We start from the raw sequence: 16,484 nt of genomic DNA, 5'->3' as shown, positions 1-16,484 counted from the left end.
GCGCGGAGACCGCGAAATGATCCGAAATCGGGCGTTGGCGGCCCGCCGGTACGGCGTTTCCGCACCCAGTCCTGTCGTAACTCGTAGACACCGTATCGCTGTCGGCACATGCGCCATCGCGCAGGCAAAAAAAGCCCGGGCGAACCCGGGCTCTCCCCTCCCATGGGGATCGGCAAGCAATGAATGGACGCCTGGCTGCAGGTCAGGCGGCCTTTTCGCCGTGGAACTGCTCTTCTTCCGTCGAGCCCTTCAGTGCGGTGGTGGAAGACTGGCCCTGCTGGATCGCCTGGGTCACCGCATCGAAGTAGCCGGTGCCGACCTCGCGCTGGTGCTTGACCGCGGTGAAGCCGCGATCGGCGGCGGCGAACTCGGCTTCCTGCAACTCGACGAAGGCGCTCATCTGCCGGCGCGCATAGCCGTGCGCCAGGTTGAACATCGAGTAGTTCAGCGCATGGAAGCCGGCCAGGGTGATGAACTGGAACTTGTAGCCGTAGCGGGCGATCTCCTTCTGGAACGTGGCGATGGTCGCGTCGTCCAGGTTCTTCTTCCAGTTGAAGCTCGGCGAGCAGTTGTAGGCCAGCAGCTTGCCCGGGAACTTGGCGTGGATCGCCTCGGCGAAGCGGCGCGCGAACTCCAGGTCCGGCTTGCCGGTCTCGCACCAGATCAGGTCGGCGTAGGGGGCGTAGGCCAGGCCGCGGCTGATCGCCTGGTCCAGGCCCTTGTTGGTCTTGAAGAAGCCTTCGACGGTGCGCTCGCCGGTGGTGAAGGGGCGATCGTTGGCGTCGATGTCGCTGGTCACCAGGTCGGCGGCTTCGGCGTCGGTGCGCGCGACCAGCAGCGTCGGCACGCCCAGCACGTCGGCGGCCAGGCGCGCGGCATTGAGCTTCTCGATCGCCTCGCGGGTCGGCACCAGCACCTTGCCGCCCATGTGCCCGCACTTCTTCACCGAGGCCAGCTGGTCCTCGAAGTGCACGCCGGCCGCGCCGGCCTCGATCATCGCCTTCATCAGCTCGAAGGCGTTGAGCACGCCGCCGAAACCGGCCTCGGCATCGGCCACGATCGGCTGCAGGAAGTCGATCTCGTCCTTGCCCTCGGCATGGTGCAGCTGGTCGGCGCGCAGCAGCGTGTTGTTGATGCGCTTGACCACCGCCGGCACCGAGTCGGCCGGGTACAGCGACTGGTCCGGGTACATCTGCCCGGCCAGGTTGGCGTCGGCGGCGACCTGCCAGCCGGACAGGTAGATCGCGTTGAGCCCGGCCTTGACCTGCTGCATCGCCTGGTTGCCGGTCAGCGCGCCCAGCGCGTTGACGAAGTCCTTTTCGTGCAGGTACTTCCACAACTTCTCGGCGCCGAGCCGGGCCAGCGAATGTTCCACGTGCACGGTGCCGCGCAGGCGCACCACATCGGCGGCGGTGTAGTTGCGGGCAATCCCGGCCCAGCGCGGATCGGTGTCCCAGGCATGCTGGATCTGTTCGGCGGTCTGCAACGTGGTGCTCATCTTGCGTTCTCCTCGGAATGGATACGGCGATGAAACGGCGGAACGGTGTGTCGGATGAAACGGCGCGGAAGCACGGGAGAGGTCGGACGCAGGGACATCGCTTTCACGATTCCCCATTCCCGACTCCCGACTCCCGGCCCCAATCAATCGATCATCTGGTAAGCCGGCAACGTCAGGAACTCGGCCAAGTCCTCGCTGCGGGTCAGCGTGTCCAGCAGCGCGATGGCGTCGTCCAGGCGATTGCCGCCGGGCAGCAGCGCACGTTCGCCCAGGCGCGCCGGCAGCTGGCGCATGCAGGCGTCGAACAGCGCGAAGTCGATCGCGGTGCCGTCGTCCAGGTGCAGGCCGCCCACGTGCAGCCACTGCCATAGCTGGCTGCGGCTGATCTCGGCGGTGGCCGCGTCTTCCATCAGGTGATGGATCGGCACGCAGCCGTTGCCGTCCAGCCACGCGGCCAGATAGCGCACGCACACTTCGATGTTGCCCTCGAAGCCGGCGCGGGTGATGGTGCCCGGGGACGGCGCGATCAGCGTGTCGCGGTCGGCCTGCACGTCCTCGCGCAGCACCGTGTGCTGGTTCGGCGCGCGCATGTGCTCGTCGAAGATGGCGCGGGCGATCGGAATCAGCGCCGGGTGCGCGACCCAGGTGCCGTCGTGCCCGGCGGTGACCTCGCGCAACTTGTCCGCGCGCACCCGCGCCATCGCCTGCTCGTTGGCCGCCTCGTCGTGGCCGATCGGGATCTGCGCGGCCATGCCGCCCATCGCATGCGCGCCGCGGCGGTGGCAGGTGCGGATCAGCAGTTCCGAATACGCCTTCAGGAACGGCTGGGTCATGGTCACCTGGCCGCGCTCGGGCAGCACCCGGTCGGGGTGGCGGCGGAAGGTCTTCAGGTAGGAAAAGATGTAGTCCCAGCGGCCGCAGTTCAGGCCGACGATGCGCTCGCGCAGCGCATGCAGGATCTCGTCCATCTCGAACACCGCCGGCAGCGTCTCGATCAGCACGGTGACCTTGATCTGCCCCTGCGGCAGGCCCAGCATCGCCTCGATGTGCGACAGCGCGGCTTCCCACAGCGCGGCCTCTTCCATCGACTGCAGCTTGGGCAGGTACAGGTAGGGGCCGCGGTCCTTGGCCAGCAGCGCGCGGCCGTTGTGGAAGGCGAACAGCGCCGCGTCGAACAGGCCGCCGGCCAGCGGCTGGCCGTCGACCAGCACGTGCTTTTCGTCCAGGTGCCAGCCGCGCGGGCGCACGATCAGCACCGCCTGCTCGTCGTAGGGCTTGAGCGCGTAGCGCTTGCCCGCGCTGCCGTCGCGCGCCGGCGGCGCGCTGAAGGTCAGCGTACCGGCCACCGCCTCGGCCAGCGCGCGCTGCCCGGCGACCAGGTTGCGCCAGGTCGGCGCGGTCGAGTCCTCGAAGTCGGCCATGTACACCTTGGCGCCGGAGTTCAGCGCGTTGATGACCATCTTCGGATCGGTCGGGCCGGTGATCTCGACGCGGCGGTCCTGCAGCGCGGCCGGCAGCGGCGCCACGCGCCAGTCGCCGGCGCGGATCGCCTGGGTGTCGGCGCGGAAGTCCGGCAGGCCGCCGCCGTCGAACCAGGCCTGGCGTTCGCGGCGTGCGGCCAGCCGCGCCTGCCGCTCGGGTTCGATCGCCCGGTGCAGCGACACCAGCAAGGCCAGTGCCGCCGGCGGCAGCAGGGCGTCCTGGCCGGCCAGCGAGGCGGTCAGGGTGATGCCGGGGGTGGAGCGTTCGGCGGATGGGGATGAAGCGGCGAAGGCGGCGGCGGACATGGTGGGGTTCCTCGATGTTTCCGGGCTGTCACCGTGCTTCCGCAGCATGTATTTGACAATACAGTTTTATCAATGCATTAAATAAGTACACCTTATAGTTGTCACATCATGGCCACGCGCGGCACCGCAACACCGCGTTTTCCCTACAAATCCGACCGGCTGAAGCCGCTGCGCGCGTTCTGCCAGACCGTGCGTCTGGGTTCGGTCTCACGGGCAGCTGAGGCGCTGTTCGTCAGCCAGCCGGCGGTGACCCTGCAGTTGCAGGCGCTGGAGCGCGAACTGGGGGTGGTGCTGCTGGAGCGCAGCGGACGGCGCCTGATCCCCAGCCGCGAGGGCCAGCTGCTGTACGAAATGGCGCAGCCGCTGGTGGAAAGCCTGGACCGGCTGGAGGCCGATTTCCGCGAGAAGGCGCGCGGGCTGGACGCCGGCGAACTGAACATCGCCGCCAACAGCTCCACCATCCTGTACCTGCTGCCGAAGATCGTGGAGAACTTCCGCGCGCGCCACCCGGACGTGCGCCTGACCCTGCACAACGCGATCAGCGCCGACGGCACCGAACTGCTGCGCGAGGATGCGGTGGACCTGGCGGTGGGCTCGATGCTCGACGTGCCGGCCGACCTCAGCTACGCGCCGGTGTACCGCTTCGAACAACTGCTGATCGCCCCGCGCGACCACCCGCTGGCGAACACGCCCAAGCTCACCCTGCACGACCTGTCGCCGTATCCGCTGATCCTGCCGCCCAAGCGTCAGGTGACCTACCGCCTGGTCGACCTGGTGTTCCAGCAGGCGCGGGTGCCGTACACGGTGGCGCTGGAAGTGGGCGGCTGGGAGGTGATCAAGCAGTACGTGGCGATGGGCATGGGCATTTCCATCGTCAGCTCGATCTGCGTCACCGAGGCCGACCGCGGCAAGCTGGCCACGCGCTCGCTGGGCGACTATTTCCCGTCGCGCAGCTACGGCGTGGTGGTGCGCAAGGGCAAGTACCTGTCGCCGCAGGCGCGCGCCTTCATCGAACTGATCCAGCCGGACCTGTTCACCCCGCGCGGCTACGACGAGAGCGGGCCGTCGGAGCGCTGAGGTGCGTCTTCGCCGCGCATCCGGCAGCGCATCGTCTCGGGCCGTCGGAAGCGTGCGCGCCGCGGCTGGCCTCATCGAGGAATCGGGACAGGATTGCCGGTCGTGGTCGCAAGCCGCCATCGGCAGCGGCTGACGCGCGCGCCGCCGTCGTCATAGACTAGCCGCACACGGCGACCACCCGTCCGCACGACAAGCGCGCAGGCCGGCAGTCGCGGGGAACAGGGCCGGCGAACGCGCGCACCGCGGCCGTGCTGGCGTGCATGCCGAGGCGATCCAACGGAAGGACTGGCGATGAATCCAACCACGCTGTTGCTGGTGCAGTTGGCGGCGATCCTAGGCGCCGCGCGCCTGTGCGGCATGCTGCTGCAGCGCGTCGGCCAGCCGCCGGTGATCGGCGAAATGGCCGCCGGACTGCTGCTGGGGCCGATCGCGTTCGGCGCATGGCTGCCGGATCTGCACGGCGCGTTGTTCGCACCCGCCAGCCTGCCGCCGCTGTCCGGCCTGGCCAACATCGGCGTAGTGCTGTTCATGTTCATCGTCGGCGTGGAGTTGCGCGCGCCGGAAGGCACCAAGGCGCAGGTGCGCTCGTCGGTGACGGTCGGGCTGTCCGGCACCGCGCTGCCGTTGCTGCTCGGCCTGGCCGCGGCGCCATGGCTGTATCCGCGCTTCGCGCCGCACGGCATCGGCTTCTGGCCGTTCGCGCTGTTCATCGCCGCGGCGATGTCGGTCACCGCGTTTCCGGTGCTGGCACGGATCCTCAAGGACCGCAACATGACCCGCACGCCCGCCGGCCGCCTGGCGCTGGGTGCGGCGGTGATCGACGACGCGACCGTCTGGATCTTCCTGGCGGTCGTGCTGACCCTGACCGGCGGCAACGCGCACGGCGGCGTCGGCTTCACCGCGGTCGGCGCGCTGGTGCTGATCGCCGTGGTGTTCGGCGCACTGCGCCCCGCGTTCGCGCGCTTGCTGAAGCCCCGCGCGCGCGACGGCCGCTATGCGCCGACCGCCCTGGTCTGGGTGCTGATCGGCGTGCTGGCCTGCGCCGCCGCGGCCGAGTGGATCGGCCTGCACGCCATCTTCGGCGCGTTCCTGTTCGGCATCTGCCTGCCGCGCGAGGACCGCCTGCTGGAACACCTGGCCGGGCGCATCGAACCGCTGGCGATCACCTTGCTGATGCCGGTGCTGTTCGCGGTCGCCGGCCAGGCCACCAGCCCCAGCGTCTTCGCCGGCACGGGTATCGCCGGCTTCGTGCTGGTGATCGGCGTAGCGGTGCTCGGCAAGCTGGTCGGCTGCACGCTGGGCGCGCGCCTGAGCGGCCACGACTGGCGCGACAGCCTGACCGTGGGCTCGCTGATGAACGCACGCGGGCTGATGGAACTGGTGGTGATCAAGATCGGCCTGGACAGCGGCGTGATCGGCCCGGACCTGTTCACCCTGCTGTTCGGGATGACTCTGGTCACCACGCTGATGGCCTCGCCGATGGTGGCCTGGTTCCATCGCGAACGGCATGCCGCCGGCGCCGCCGGACTGGGCGCGAGCCGGTCCAGTCGCTGAGCGCTGGGCCGTGCCGAGCGAACGGCTGCACCGCGGCGCCCGCATCGTCCGACATGCAGTCGCGGCGCTCGGCGCACATGCCTTGTGCGGTTGGCGCAAGCATGCCGGACCAGGCGACTGCGCACCCCGCCGTCGCCCGCCGCGCACGCGCGCCTGCCGATGAGCGCCTTGCCCACATCCTCCCGCTACGCCGAACGCGATGCGCCGCCGGCCTTGCGCGATCGCCTGTGCTGCAGCTGGCGCTTTCGCCATGGCGATGCCGATCCGCTGCCGACGCAGGTACTGCCGGATGGCTGCGTGGACCTGATCTGGGACGGACGCGTCCTGTTCGTGGCCGGGCCTGACCGCGGCGCCAGCGTCGCGACGTTGGCGCCGGGCAGCGTGCTGAGCGGGGTGCGCCTGGCTGCCGGCGCGGGCGCGAGCCTGCTCGGTGTGCCGCTGCATGCCATCGCCGACCAACGCGTCGCGCTGGAGGCGTTGTGGGACGGCCGCGGCCGCGACTGGCAGGCACGGCTCGAAGACAGCACCGAACCGCTGGCGGTGCTGCATGCGCTATGCGCCAGCCGTCCACTCGTGGCGGACCAGCCGATGGCCTGGGTGTTCGCGCAACTGGCCGGCGACGATGCGCCGCGCATGGCCGAACTCACGCGCAGCCTGGGCATCAGCGAACGCTCGCTGCGGCGCCGCTGCCAGGACGCGTTCGGTTACGGCGCCAAGACCCTGGAACGCATCCTGCGCCTGCAGCGCTTCCTGCGCATCGCCCGCGGCCATCCCACGCTGACCGCGGCGGCGCTGCAAGCCGGCTACGGCGACGCCCCGCACCTGGTCCGCGACAGCCGCCAGCTGACCGGCCTCAGCCCGCGCGATCTGGTGCAACGGCACGCGCGCTGAGCTGGCCGTTTTCGCCAAGCCGGCAGCGGCGCGGCGATGGATACTGGCGGCCCTTTCCACGGAGCCCGCCATGAGCCGCGCCGACCAGCAGCACCGCATCGACTATCTGGAATTCGCCGTCGCCTCGATCGCCGCGGCCAAGGCCTTCTACGGCCAGGCCTTCGACTGGAGCTTCCAGGACTACGGCCCGGACTACTGCGAATTCCGCGACGGCCGCCTCACCGGCGGCTTCTTCCACGGCACCGCGCAACCCGGCGGCGCGCTGGTGGTGCTGTACTCCAACGACCTGGCCGATACCCAGGCGCGCATCCAGGCCGCCGGCGGCCGCATCGGCCGCCCGGTCTTCGCATTCCCCGGCGGCCGCCGCTTCCATTTCGCCGACCAGGACGGCTACGAGTTGGCGGTGTGGTCGGAAGGCTGACGGCTGGGCAAGACTGCGGCGCAGAGGCCGCTGCGCGTTTGCGGCACTGCCGCCGATCGCCAACCGCGTACTGGCGCAACGCACGCCGCACGCGCACCGCACTCAGTCGCGCGCGTAGTGCCGCAAGAACATGTCCGCCGCCGACTCCGCCACCTGCGCCTGCTGCGCGGCGCTCAATGCCGGCTGGCCCATGGCGATCTGCGGCCAGAACGCGAAGCCCTTGACCAGGCCTTGCAGCTGCTGCGAGGCGAATTCCGGATCCAGCGGCTGCAGGCGGCCGTCCGCCAGGGCCGCGCGGATCCACACCGTGGTGCCCTCTTCCTTGCTGCCCAGTTGCGCGATCAGTTCGCGGGCACGCTCGGGCGAGTGGATGCCCTGGGCGATGGCCACGCGCGACAGGTCGACGAAGGCCGGATCGTCGAGCAGCCGCAGCTTCTGCTGCAGCAGTTGCAGCAGTTGCTCGCGCAGCGGCCGGTCGGCGCGATACGGCACGTCGAGCGTGTCCGCGCTGCGCTGCCACAGCCCGCGCAGGATCTCGGCGAACAAGGCGTCCTTGCTCGGGAAGTGGTTGTAGACGGTGCGCTTGGACACGCCGGCGCTGGCGGCGACGCGGTCCATGCTGGTGGCGTCGAAGCCCTGGCTGCGGAACTCGGCGATCGCCGCCTCCAGGATGGCCTGGCGCTTGCGCTCGGTCAGGCGCACCGGGGCCGGCGCGGGGGCGGAGGAACTGGACATGTGGACATTTTACACCGGGCGGTTTACTTTTCCCCAAAGGAAACTACACTGTGTAGTGTAATTTTCTTGCCGGCACCCGTCCCGGGGCCGCCCGTCCCCCACCCCGTTGGAATGCCACCGTGCTCGCCTCCGCCCGCCAGATGCCCCGCAGTTCGTCGCCCCATGCGGCTTCGCCGCAGTTCCGCCATGGGCGCTTCCGCAATACGGTTCCCACCGCGACCAGCGCATTGGGGTTTTTCCCGACGCTGCAGCTGATGTGGGAGTTCCTGTTCAACAAACCGGCGCACACCGTGCCGCCGCTACCGCTGCCGGTGCTGCCGCTGACCCGCGCGCAGTTGCTGGCCGCGCCGGACCACAGCCTGTTCCGGCTCGGCCACTCCACGGTGCTGATGAAACTGCGCGGCGGCTTCTGGCTGACCGACCCGGTGTTCTCAGAGCGCGCCTCGCCGTTCTCCTTCGCCGGCCCCAAGCGCTTCCATGCGCCGCCGATCGCACTGGACGATCTGCCGCCGATCGCCGGGGTGATCCTGTCGCACAACCACTACGACCATCTGGACCGCGCCACCATCGCCCGCCTGGCCGACCGCGTCGGCGTGTTCGTGACGCCGCTGGGCGTGGGCGATCTGCTGCTGCGCTGGGGCGTGGACCCGGCCAAGGTGCGGCAGCTGGACTGGTGGCAATCGACCACGGTGGACGGGGTGACGCTGACCGCGACGCCGTCGCAGCATTTCTCCGGGCGCGGACTGTTCGACAGCGGCCGCTCGCTGTGGTGCTCGTGGGCGATCCAGGATCACGCGCTGAAGATCTTCTTCAGTGGCGACAGCGGCTACTTCGACGGCTTCAAGGCGATCGGCCAGCGGCTGGGTCCGTTCGACCTGACCTTGATGGAAACCGGCGCCTACGACCCGCAGTGGCCGCACGTGCACATGCAGCCGGAGCAGAGCCTGCAGGCGCACCTGGACGTGCGCGGGCGCACGCTGCTGCCGATCCACAACGGCACCTTCGACCTGGCCCTGCATGCCTGGCACGAACCGTTCGAGCGCATCGTCGGGTTGGCCGTCGCGGCCGGCGTGCCGCTGGCGACGCCGCGCATGGGCGAGCGGGTGGACCTGAGCGCGCCGGCCGCCGGCGACCGCTGGTGGCGCACGCTGGGCGCGGTTCCTGCGGCGGCGCGCTGAGGCGCTGAAGCAGCAACGTTGCAATGCCGGCGCGGTCCGCGACCTGCGCCGGCATCCCCTTCGGAAACCGCGCGCCGGTCGCATGACGCGACCGACGCGCAGGCATGGCGCTTACAAGCGCAGCCACTCCAGGCCTTCGCCACGGCGGTAGTACACCGCCAGCGCCTTGCCGTAGACGCTGTCGGCGTCGACGAAACCGAAGTAGCGGCCGTCCAGGCTGTCGCCGCGATGGTCGCCGACCGCCAGCAGCTTGCCGGGCGGCACGCGCACGTCGTACAGGTCCGGGCCGCCGCCGGCATCCAGGTCCAGCTGCGCGATGCGCTCGCCGAACCGTTCCTTGTCGCCATCGCTGCCGATCTGCAGCGGCTGGCCGTTGATCGACAGGTGGCCGCCGCGCATGTCGACGCGATCGCCGGCCACCGCCACCACACGCTTGATCAGGCGGGTACCGTCGCGCGGCGAATCGAACACCGCCACGTCGCCGCGCTGCGGATGGCCGCGCTCGAGCACACGCCATTCGGTGAACGGCACGCGCAGGCCGTAGGCGCTCATGTCCACGGCGACGCGGTCGCCGGGTTGCAGGGTCGGCTGCATCGAGCCGCTCGGGACCACGTAGTGGTTGGCGAACGAGGAACGCGCGGCGGTCAGCAACAGCAGCATGACCGCGATCGGCAGCAGTTCCTTGCGCGTCCAGCGCGCGGCGCGGTGCAGGCGGGAGTCTTGCGGGTCGGTCGAGGTCATGCGACACCTGTAGGATTCGGGCGGGAGCGCATCGCGGCGCGATGCCATGGCGACAGTGCGCGCGTGGCCGCGTGGCCTGCCAGTGACGGAAGGCATGGGTGGCGGTTCCGGCGCCGCGAGTCGGGCGCGGAGGGGTTCTGTCGGGGCTGAAGCCCCTCCTGCAGTGCACCCAGCAGGCAATCGCATGCTCTCCCTGTAAGAGCGGCTCCGGGGGCCTCGGACCATCGGTCGCGGCACGGCGCCGGTGGGCGGCCGGCTTGGGAAACCATGACGCTCGAAACGCGCTTGCTCGCGGCTGCGGATGAGGTCGGGGCTGAAGCCCCTCCTACAGGGTCGCCGCCACCGTTTCGCATCCGCCGCAACGAAAAACGGGATGGCCGTTGGGCCATCCCGTTCTCGATCACCGCGTGCGGCGACGCGCGACTCAGTCCTTCAGGCCGCGGTTTTCCAGCAGCGGTTCGACGCTGGGATCCTTGCCGCGGAAATCGCGGTACAGGGTGGCCAGGTCGACGGTGTTGCCGCGCGAGAGGATCTTGGCGCGGAAGATGTCGCCGTTCTTGCGCGACAGGCCGCCGTTCTCCTTGAACCATTCGAACGCGTCGTCGTCGAGCACTTCCGACCAGAAGTAGGCGTAGTAGCCGGCCGAATAACCGCCGCCCCAGATGTGGTCGAAATAGGTGGTGCGGTAGCGCGGCGGCACTTCGGCCACGTCCACCTTGAACTTCTTCAGCGCGTCGGCTTCGAACTTGTCCACGTCCTGCAGCGGCGCGTCGGCCGGCTGGGTGTGCCAGGCCAGGTCGAGCAGCGCCGCCGACAGGTACTCGGTGGTCGCATAGCCCTGGTTGAAGGTGCGCGCCTTCTTGATCTTCTCCACCAGCTCGGCCGGCATCGCTTCGCCGGTCTGGTAATGCTTGGCGTAGTGCGCGAACACCTTCGGATCCGAGGCCCAGTGCTCGTTGAACTGCGACGGGAACTCGACGAAGTCGCGCGAGGTCGCGGTGCCGGCGATCGACGGGTACTTCACCTTGGAGAACATGCCGTGCAGCGCGTGGCCGAACTCGTGGAACATGGTGGTGACGTCGTCGAAGCTGAGCAGCGCCGGCTGGCCGGGCGCGGGCTTGGTGAAGTTGCAGACGTTGTACACCACCGGCTTGGCGCCGGTGAGGCCGTCCTGCTCGACGAACACGTCCATCCACGCGCCGCCGGACTTGCTGTCGCGCTTGTAGTAGTCGGTGTAGAACAGCGCCATCGAGGTGCCGTCCTGGTCGAACACTTCGTACACCTTCATGTCCGGGTTGTAGGTCGGAATGTCGGTGCGTTCCTTGAAGGTGATGCCGTACAGCTCGGTGGCGGCGTAGAACACGCCGTTCTTGAGCACGTTGTCCAGCTCGAAGTACGGCTTGATCTGCGATTCGTCCAGGTCGTACTTGGCCTTGCGCACCTGCTCGGCGTAGAAGTCCCAGTCGGACGCGGCGAGCTTGAAGCCGCCCTTCTGCGCATCGATCACCTTCTGCATCTCGGCGATCTCGCTGCGCGCCTTGGCGGTGGCCGCCGGCACGGTGTCGGTGAGCAGCTTCAGCGCCGCGGCCGGGGTCTTGGCCATCTGGTCGCCCAGGCTGTAGGCGGCGTAGCTGTCGAAGCCGAGCAGCTTGGCCTTCTGCGCGCGCAGCTGGGCCAGGCGCTGGATGGTCTGGCGGGTGTCGTTGGCGTCGCCCTTCTCGGCGCGCGACTGCGAGGCGGCCATCACCTGGGTGCGCAGCTCGCGGTCCTTCAGCGAGGCCAGCACCGGCTGCTGGGTGGTGTTCTGCAGCGCGAGCAAATACTTGCCGTCGAGCTTGCGCGCCGCGGCGTCCTGCGCGGCCGAGGCGATGTCGCCCTCGGACAGGCCGTCGAGCTTGGCCTTGTCGTCCACCACCACCGCGCCGGCGGCGGTGGCCGCGACCAGCTTGGTGTGGAACTGGGTGGCCAGCGTGGTTTCCTCGACGTTGAGCTTTCGCAACGTGGCCTTGTCGGCATCGGACAGCTGCGCGCCGGAACGCACGAATTCCTCGTAGTCGCGCTCGACCAGGCGCTTCTGCTCCGGCTCCAGGTTCAGCGTGTCGCGCTGGTCGTAGATCGCCTTGATCCGCGCGAACAGCTTCGGGTCCAGGCTGATCTCGTCCTGGTGCTCGGCCAGCTTCGGCGCCACCGCTTCCTGGATCTTCTGGCGTTCGTCGTTGGTGTCGGCCTGGACCAGGCCGAAGAAGATCCGCTGGACCCGGCTCAGGGTCTGGCCGCTGCGCTCCATCGCCTCGATGGTGTTGGCGAAGGTGGCCGGCTCGGCGTTGTCGGCGATCTTGCGGATCTCGGCCAGGTGCTGCTTCATGCCCTCTTCGAACGCGGGCAGATAGTCGGCGTCCTTGATCTTGTCGAACGGCGGCGCCTGGAACGGCAGCGTGCTGGCGCTCAACAGCGGATTGGCGGCGGCGGGAGCGGGGGACTGCGAAGCGGCGGGGGCGGCGGGCACGGGGGTGGACTCCTTACCGGAACAGGCTGCCAGCGCCAGGCTGATGGCGGCGGCCAGAACGACAGTACGCGACATGGGGTGAAACTCCTGACAGGGACATGGTGGCGGGGCAGCCGCGCACGCTACGCGGTTTGCGCGGGGCGGGCATGTGCCATTGGATCTGGGGGTGGCGGGCGCGGCGTGGACATGGCGCCGAACGCCCTGCGGCCTGGGCAGGCGCTTTGCGGACAGTGCCTGTCGCGGCTGAAGCCGCTCCTACAGTGCGCAGCCGGTCTTGTAGGAGCGGCTTCAGCCGCGACAGGGACGTGCTCAAGCCAGTTACAGCGCCCCAGGCAGCGGCAGCGCCTCGTCCTTGAAGATCGCCACGTGCGGCACGCCGTCGGCGCCGATCCAGCCGCGGTACATGCCCTCGGTGTTGAACGGGAAGGCAACGCTGCCGTCGGCGCCCAGCGCGATCGCGCCGCCGTCGCCGCCGGCCTTGGGGATCTGCTGGTCGATCACCGCCTCGGCCGCCTGCGCCAGGCTCTGCCCGGCGTACTTGACCCGCGCGCAGATGTCATAGGCCGCCACCGCGCGGATGTAGAACTCGCCCCAGCCGGTGCCGGACACCGCGCAGCGGCTGTCGGCATAGGTGCCGGCGCCGATGATCGGCGAGTCGCCGACGCGGCCGTAGCGCTTGTTGGTCATGCCGCCGGTGGAGGTGCCCGCGGCCAGCCGGCCCTGCGTGTCCAGCGCCAGCGCGCCGACCGTGCCGAAGTGCTTGGCAGTCTCCAGGTCGGCGTGCGCCTGCTTGTTCGCCTCTTCCTTCAGCGCCTGCTGCAGCTGCTTCCAGCGCTTCTCGGTGCGGAAGTAGGACGGATCGACCAGGGTCACCCCTTGCTGGCGCGCGAATGCCTCGGCGCCGTCGCCGACCAGCATCACGTGCTCGGACTGGTCCATCACCGCACGCGCCAGCTGGATCGGGTTCCTCACCCGGTGCACCCCGGCCACCGCGCCGGCCTTCCCGCTGGCGCCGTCCATGATCGCCGCGTCCAGTTCGTTGCGGCCGTCGTGGGTGAACACCGCGCCCTTGCCGGCGTTGAACTGCGGCGAATCCTCCAGCACCGCGATCGCCGCGGCGACCGCGTCCACCGCCGGCCTGCCCTGCGCCAGCAGCGCCTGCCCGGTGCGCAGCGCCGTTTCCATCGCCGCGCGCGCCTGCGCCAGGTCGGCAGCGCTGCTGCTGGCGCGCTCGACCCCGGCGCCGCCGTGGATCACCAGGGTGGTGGCGGGAATCTCGCGCATTTGCCCATCGCGCACCGCGTAGTAGCGGTGGAACACCGGCGCATCGACCCGGCCGTCGGGCAGGTGCAGGGTCGAGCCGGGACCGACGCCGACGGTCTCGATGCGCGCGGCCTGCAGCGGCTGCCCCGCCGGCGTGGCCGGCTGCAGCGGGCCGGCGACCACGGTGGCGCCGGCCTGCGGATCGGTGGCATAGACCCGTGCACTGCCGTCGCCTTCCACCGCCAGCGCGGCGCTCTCGTCCACGCCCAGGCCGATCAGCGGCTGCCCCGCCGGGGCCAGCGTCGCCGCCTTGGCGCGGAACGCGAACAGCCGGCCGAGCCGGTCGCGTTCCTTGAAGTGGGTGTCGGTGATGACCCGCTTGAGCAGGTCCAGGTGCAGGAAGTCGGTCTCGATGGTGGTAGCTGGCCCCAGCGGATCGGCCAGCGCCGGCGCGCTGGTCAGGCTGCCGCCGTCCATCGCCCCGTACAGGTACTCGCCCAACATCGCCAGGCCGGCGCTGGTGCCGCCGAGCGGCTTGCCGGCGCGCACGTGCGCGTCCAGCGCGGCGGCCACCGGCGTGCCCTTCCAGTAGCGCACGTAGCGCGACTGGTCGCCGCCGGCGATGAAGATGCCGTCGGCGCGGGCCAGGCTGCGCAGCAGCGCCGGATCGCTGGAGGCGCCGCGGCCGCTGAACACGAAGGTCTCCACCGAGGCCACGCCGCCGACGTCGCGGTAGAACTCCTCGGCCACTTCGTTGCCTTGCGAGGCGCGCAGCACCACCACGTGGCCGTGCCCGGCCTTGGCCATGAACCAGCGCAGCGCGTCGTAGTTGCGGTCGCCGCCACCCATCAGCAGCAGCCCCGGCGCGACCGGGCCGGGCGTGGGCAGGGCCGGATCGCCGACCAGGTACTGGCGGTAATCGCGCGCGGCGGCGGGCGCGGCCAGGCACAGGCCCAGCAATGCCACCAGCCAGGGCCGGAACGTGCCGACGGAACGGGTCATGCGGATCTCCTCGAGGGGCGGACGGGCGGTTCGTTGCAGACAGGGGACGAACGGCGGCGCGGTTTCCCCCCTCGTCGTTGTACCGGTTCGCGGCGGCGCGCGGGCGCTGCCACACGGGCGGACGATCGGCTAATGTGGGATGCATGCCCGCCTCCCTCGACGATTGGTTCGTCCACGAGATCCTCGTCCACGAGCAGGCGCTGAGCGGCTACCTGCGGCGCTGCTGGCCGCAGCGCGAGGAATGGCACGACCTGCGCCAGGAAATCTACGTGCGCGTCTACGAGGCCGCCGGCAAGGCGCGGCCGAGCCTGCCCAAGTCGTTCCTGTTCGCCACCGCGCGGCACCTGATGAGCGACCGCCGGCGGCGCAGCCGGGTGGTGTCGATCGAGGCAGTGGGTGATTTGGAGTCGCTGCACGTCCTGGTAGACGAGCTGTCGCCGGAACGCTGGTGCGGCGGGCGGCAGGTACTGGGACGGCTGGCGGCCGCCTTCGACCGCCTGCCCGACCGCTGCCGCAGCGTGATCTGGCTGCGGCGGGTCGAGGAACTGTCGCAAAAGGAGGTGGCCATGCGTCTGGGCATCAGCGAGAAGACCGTGGAAAAGCACGTGGCCAAGGGCATGCGCCTGCTGGCCGATCATTTTCATGGCGACGACGGCGCGCGCGCGCCCATGGCGCCGCGGCAGGCACGGGCACAGGATGGACAGCAGGCGGATTGAGCTGCGCGCCGCGGCCTGGCTGGCGCGCTGCGACCGCGGCGATTGGACGCCGCAACAGCAGGCGCGGCTGGAGGCGTGGCTGGCCGCGGCCACGGCGCACCGGGTGGCGTTCCTGCGCCTGCGCGCGGCGTGGCAGGAAAGCGGGCGGCTGCAGGCGCTGGGTGCGGGCCAGCGCGACGGCCACATTCCGCCACGCGGCAGCTGGCGGGGATTGGCGGGTGGAGACGCCTTGGCGAACGACACCGAAGCGAACGACGGCGCCGCAGCAGCGGTCGCACCCGGTCCGCCGGCCGACCTCGGTCAGTTGCGCTTCGCGCCGCGCCCACCCGCGCGCGCGCGCCGGCGCTGGCCGCCGGCGCTGGCCGCGACGCTGCTGCTCGGCGCGGTGCTGGGCCTGGCCTGGCGCCAATCCGCGGCGCTGCAGCCGATCGCCTACGCCAGCGCCACCGGCAGCCTGCGCCCGCTGGCATTGGCCGACGGCTCGCACGCGACGCTGAGCAGCGACAGCCGCATCGACGTGGCGCTGTCGCGTGCGCAGCGGCATATCGACCTGCAGCGCGGCGAGGCGTTCTTCGAGGTCAGCAAGGATCCGGCGCGGCCATTCGTGGTCGCCAGCGGCGCGCGCCGGGTGATCGCGGTGGGCACGCGCTTCGCGGTGCGCCGCGATGCCGACGCGCTGCGCGTGGTGGTCACCGAGGGCACGGTGCGGCTGGAGTCGGCGGCGAACCCGCAGGCGCCGCCGACCCTGCTGCCGGCCGGCAGCATCGCCCTGGCTGGCCCGCATGGGGTGCTGGTGCGGCGGGTCGCGCTGGCCGAGGCCGAACGCGCGCTGGACTGGCGCAACGGCTACCTGACCTTCGACGACACCCCGCTGCAGGCGGCCGTGGCCGAGTTCAACCGCTACAACACGGTCAAGCTGCAGGTGGCCGACGCCAGTGCCGGCGCGCTGCGCGTCGGCGGCAACTTCCGCTGGTCCAACACCGACGCGTTCGTGCGCCTGCTCGAGCAGGGCTTCCCGATCCGCGCCGAGCGCCGCGGCGACCAGGTGCTGTTGCACAGCCGCTGAGCGCGGCCGCGCGCGGCGGTGCGGCGCGACGGGGGGATTTGCGTAACTC

13 protein-coding genes and 1 pseudogene are annotated in these 16,484 nt (G+C 70.3%); 7 read left to right on the top strand and 7 right to left on the bottom strand.

Translation table 11 applies throughout. The features are described from left to right. Positions 1-202: 202 nt before the first annotated feature. Together aceA and aceB are read right to left on the bottom strand one after the other, a co-directional pair. Positions 203-1,498, bottom strand: coding sequence for an isocitrate lyase (gene aceA / locus AB8810_RS01615; RefSeq protein WP_179571088.1), 1,296 nt, complete (start codon positions 1,496-1,498; stop codon positions 203-205). Positions 1,499-1,641: 143 nt separating this feature from the next. Next, entirely contained in the window at positions 1,642-3,285 is a 1,644-nt protein-coding gene (aceB, locus tag AB8810_RS01610) for a malate synthase A (protein ID WP_206257103.1), read from the bottom strand. 108 nt (positions 3,286-3,393) lie between these two features. On the opposite strand from aceB, the gene AB8810_RS01605 reads away from it, so the two are divergent. The 4 genes from AB8810_RS01605 to AB8810_RS01590 all read left to right on the top strand — a co-directional run bounded on the left by AB8810_RS01605 (position 3,394) and on the right by AB8810_RS01590 (position 7,228). Further along, positions 3,394-4,362 carry a LysR family transcriptional regulator gene (locus tag AB8810_RS01605; RefSeq protein ID WP_179571090.1) on the top strand — a complete coding sequence of 323 codons (969 nt, stop codon included), beginning with the start codon at positions 3,394-3,396 and terminating at the stop codon, positions 4,360-4,362. A 291-nt stretch (positions 4,363-4,653) separates the two neighbouring features. Then, positions 4,654-5,916, top strand: a complete 1,263-nt coding sequence (locus AB8810_RS01600; protein ID WP_369915351.1) for a cation:proton antiporter — start codon at positions 4,654-4,656, stop codon at positions 5,914-5,916. Positions 5,917-6,075: 159 nt separating this feature from the next. Beyond that, a complete protein-coding gene (locus AB8810_RS01595; RefSeq protein WP_369915350.1) occupies positions 6,076-6,807 on the top strand; it encodes a helix-turn-helix domain-containing protein in 732 nt (243 codons plus the stop codon). 70 nt (positions 6,808-6,877) lie between these two features. Continuing rightward, complete coding sequence (locus tag AB8810_RS01590; RefSeq protein ID WP_369915348.1) at positions 6,878-7,228, top strand: VOC family protein; 351 nt, start codon at positions 6,878-6,880, stop codon at positions 7,226-7,228. Between the two features lie 102 nt (positions 7,229-7,330). Here AB8810_RS01590 and AB8810_RS01585 read toward each other — a convergent pair whose 3' ends face one another. Next, positions 7,331-7,963 (bottom strand): TetR/AcrR family transcriptional regulator, encoded by a 633-nt coding sequence (locus AB8810_RS01585; RefSeq protein WP_206257106.1) that lies wholly within the window; start codon positions 7,961-7,963, stop codon positions 7,331-7,333. Positions 7,964-8,103: 140 nt separating this feature from the next. On the opposite strand from AB8810_RS01585, the gene AB8810_RS01580 reads away from it, so the two are divergent. Continuing rightward, positions 8,104-9,141 carry an MBL fold metallo-hydrolase gene (locus AB8810_RS01580; protein WP_369916600.1) on the top strand — a complete coding sequence of 346 codons (1,038 nt, stop codon included), beginning with the start codon at positions 8,104-8,106 and terminating at the stop codon, positions 9,139-9,141. Positions 9,142-9,252: 111 nt separating this feature from the next. Here AB8810_RS01580 and lepB read toward each other — a convergent pair whose 3' ends face one another. The 4 genes and pseudogenes from lepB to AB8810_RS01560 all read right to left on the bottom strand — a co-directional run. Then, positions 9,253-9,882, bottom strand: a complete 630-nt coding sequence (gene lepB, locus AB8810_RS01575) for a signal peptidase I (protein WP_191825967.1) — start codon at positions 9,880-9,882, stop codon at positions 9,253-9,255. A 424-nt stretch (positions 9,883-10,306) separates the two neighbouring features. Then, on the bottom strand, positions 10,307-12,463 hold the full coding sequence (gene dcp / locus AB8810_RS01570; protein WP_179571096.1) for a peptidyl-dipeptidase Dcp: 2,157 nt from the start codon (positions 12,461-12,463) through the stop codon (positions 10,307-10,309). Positions 12,464-12,706: 243 nt separating this feature from the next. After that, positions 12,707-13,672, bottom strand: coding sequence for an isoaspartyl peptidase/L-asparaginase family protein (locus AB8810_RS01565; protein ID WP_369916599.1), 966 nt, complete (start codon positions 13,670-13,672; stop codon positions 12,707-12,709). Between the two features lie 264 nt (positions 13,673-13,936). Continuing rightward, positions 13,937-14,458: pseudogene (locus AB8810_RS01560) on the bottom strand (cyanophycinase); the annotation flags it as partial. 338 nt (positions 14,459-14,796) lie between these two features. Here AB8810_RS01560 and AB8810_RS01555 point away from each other — a divergent pair. Beyond that, on the top strand, positions 14,797-15,369 hold the full coding sequence (locus tag AB8810_RS01555; RefSeq protein ID WP_369915344.1) for an RNA polymerase sigma factor: 573 nt from the start codon (positions 14,797-14,799) through the stop codon (positions 15,367-15,369). Next, positions 15,350-16,435 (top strand): FecR domain-containing protein, encoded by a 1,086-nt coding sequence (locus AB8810_RS01550; RefSeq protein WP_369915342.1) that lies wholly within the window; start codon positions 15,350-15,352, stop codon positions 16,433-16,435. Before AB8810_RS01555 ends, AB8810_RS01550 begins: the two co-directional genes overlap by 20 nt. The last annotated feature ends 49 nt before the right edge of the window (positions 16,436-16,484 follow it).

Origin of the sequence: Xanthomonas sp. NCPPB 3005 (assembly GCF_041228095.2) — a bacterium.
GTDB lineage: Bacteria > Pseudomonadota > Gammaproteobacteria > Xanthomonadales > Xanthomonadaceae > Xanthomonas_A > Xanthomonas_A bonasiae.
The sequence above is the reverse complement of the archived record's forward strand: the minus strand, read 5'-3'. Positions and strand labels throughout refer to the sequence as shown.

Coding starts and splice junctions, on each gene's coding strand:
- aceB (WP_206257103.1), bottom strand. CDS start 3,285: ATGTCCGCCGCCGCCTTCGCCGCTTCATCCCCATCCGCCGAACGCTCC.
- AB8810_RS01595 (WP_369915350.1), top strand. CDS start 6,076: ATGAGCGCCTTGCCCACATCCTCCCGCTACGCCGAACGCGATGCGCCG.
- dcp (WP_179571096.1), bottom strand. CDS start 12,463: ATGTCGCGTACTGTCGTTCTGGCCGCCGCCATCAGCCTGGCGCTGGCA.
- AB8810_RS01605 (WP_179571090.1), top strand. CDS start 3,394: ATGGCCACGCGCGGCACCGCAACACCGCGTTTTCCCTACAAATCCGAC.
- AB8810_RS01585 (WP_206257106.1), bottom strand. CDS start 7,963: ATGTCCAGTTCCTCCGCCCCCGCGCCGGCCCCGGTGCGCCTGACCGAG.
- AB8810_RS01550 (WP_369915342.1), top strand. CDS start 15,350: ATGGACAGCAGGCGGATTGAGCTGCGCGCCGCGGCCTGGCTGGCGCGC.
- AB8810_RS01580 (WP_369916600.1), top strand. CDS start 8,104: ATGCCCCGCAGTTCGTCGCCCCATGCGGCTTCGCCGCAGTTCCGCCAT.
- AB8810_RS01590 (WP_369915348.1), top strand. CDS start 6,878: ATGAGCCGCGCCGACCAGCAGCACCGCATCGACTATCTGGAATTCGCC.
- aceA (WP_179571088.1), bottom strand. CDS start 1,498: ATGAGCACCACGTTGCAGACCGCCGAACAGATCCAGCATGCCTGGGAC.
- AB8810_RS01555 (WP_369915344.1), top strand. CDS start 14,797: ATGCCCGCCTCCCTCGACGATTGGTTCGTCCACGAGATCCTCGTCCAC.
- AB8810_RS01600 (WP_369915351.1), top strand. CDS start 4,654: ATGAATCCAACCACGCTGTTGCTGGTGCAGTTGGCGGCGATCCTAGGC.
- AB8810_RS01565 (WP_369916599.1), bottom strand. CDS start 13,672: ATGCGCGAGATTCCCGCCACCACCCTGGTGATCCACGGCGGCGCCGGG.
- lepB (WP_191825967.1), bottom strand. CDS start 9,882: ATGACCTCGACCGACCCGCAAGACTCCCGCCTGCACCGCGCCGCGCGC.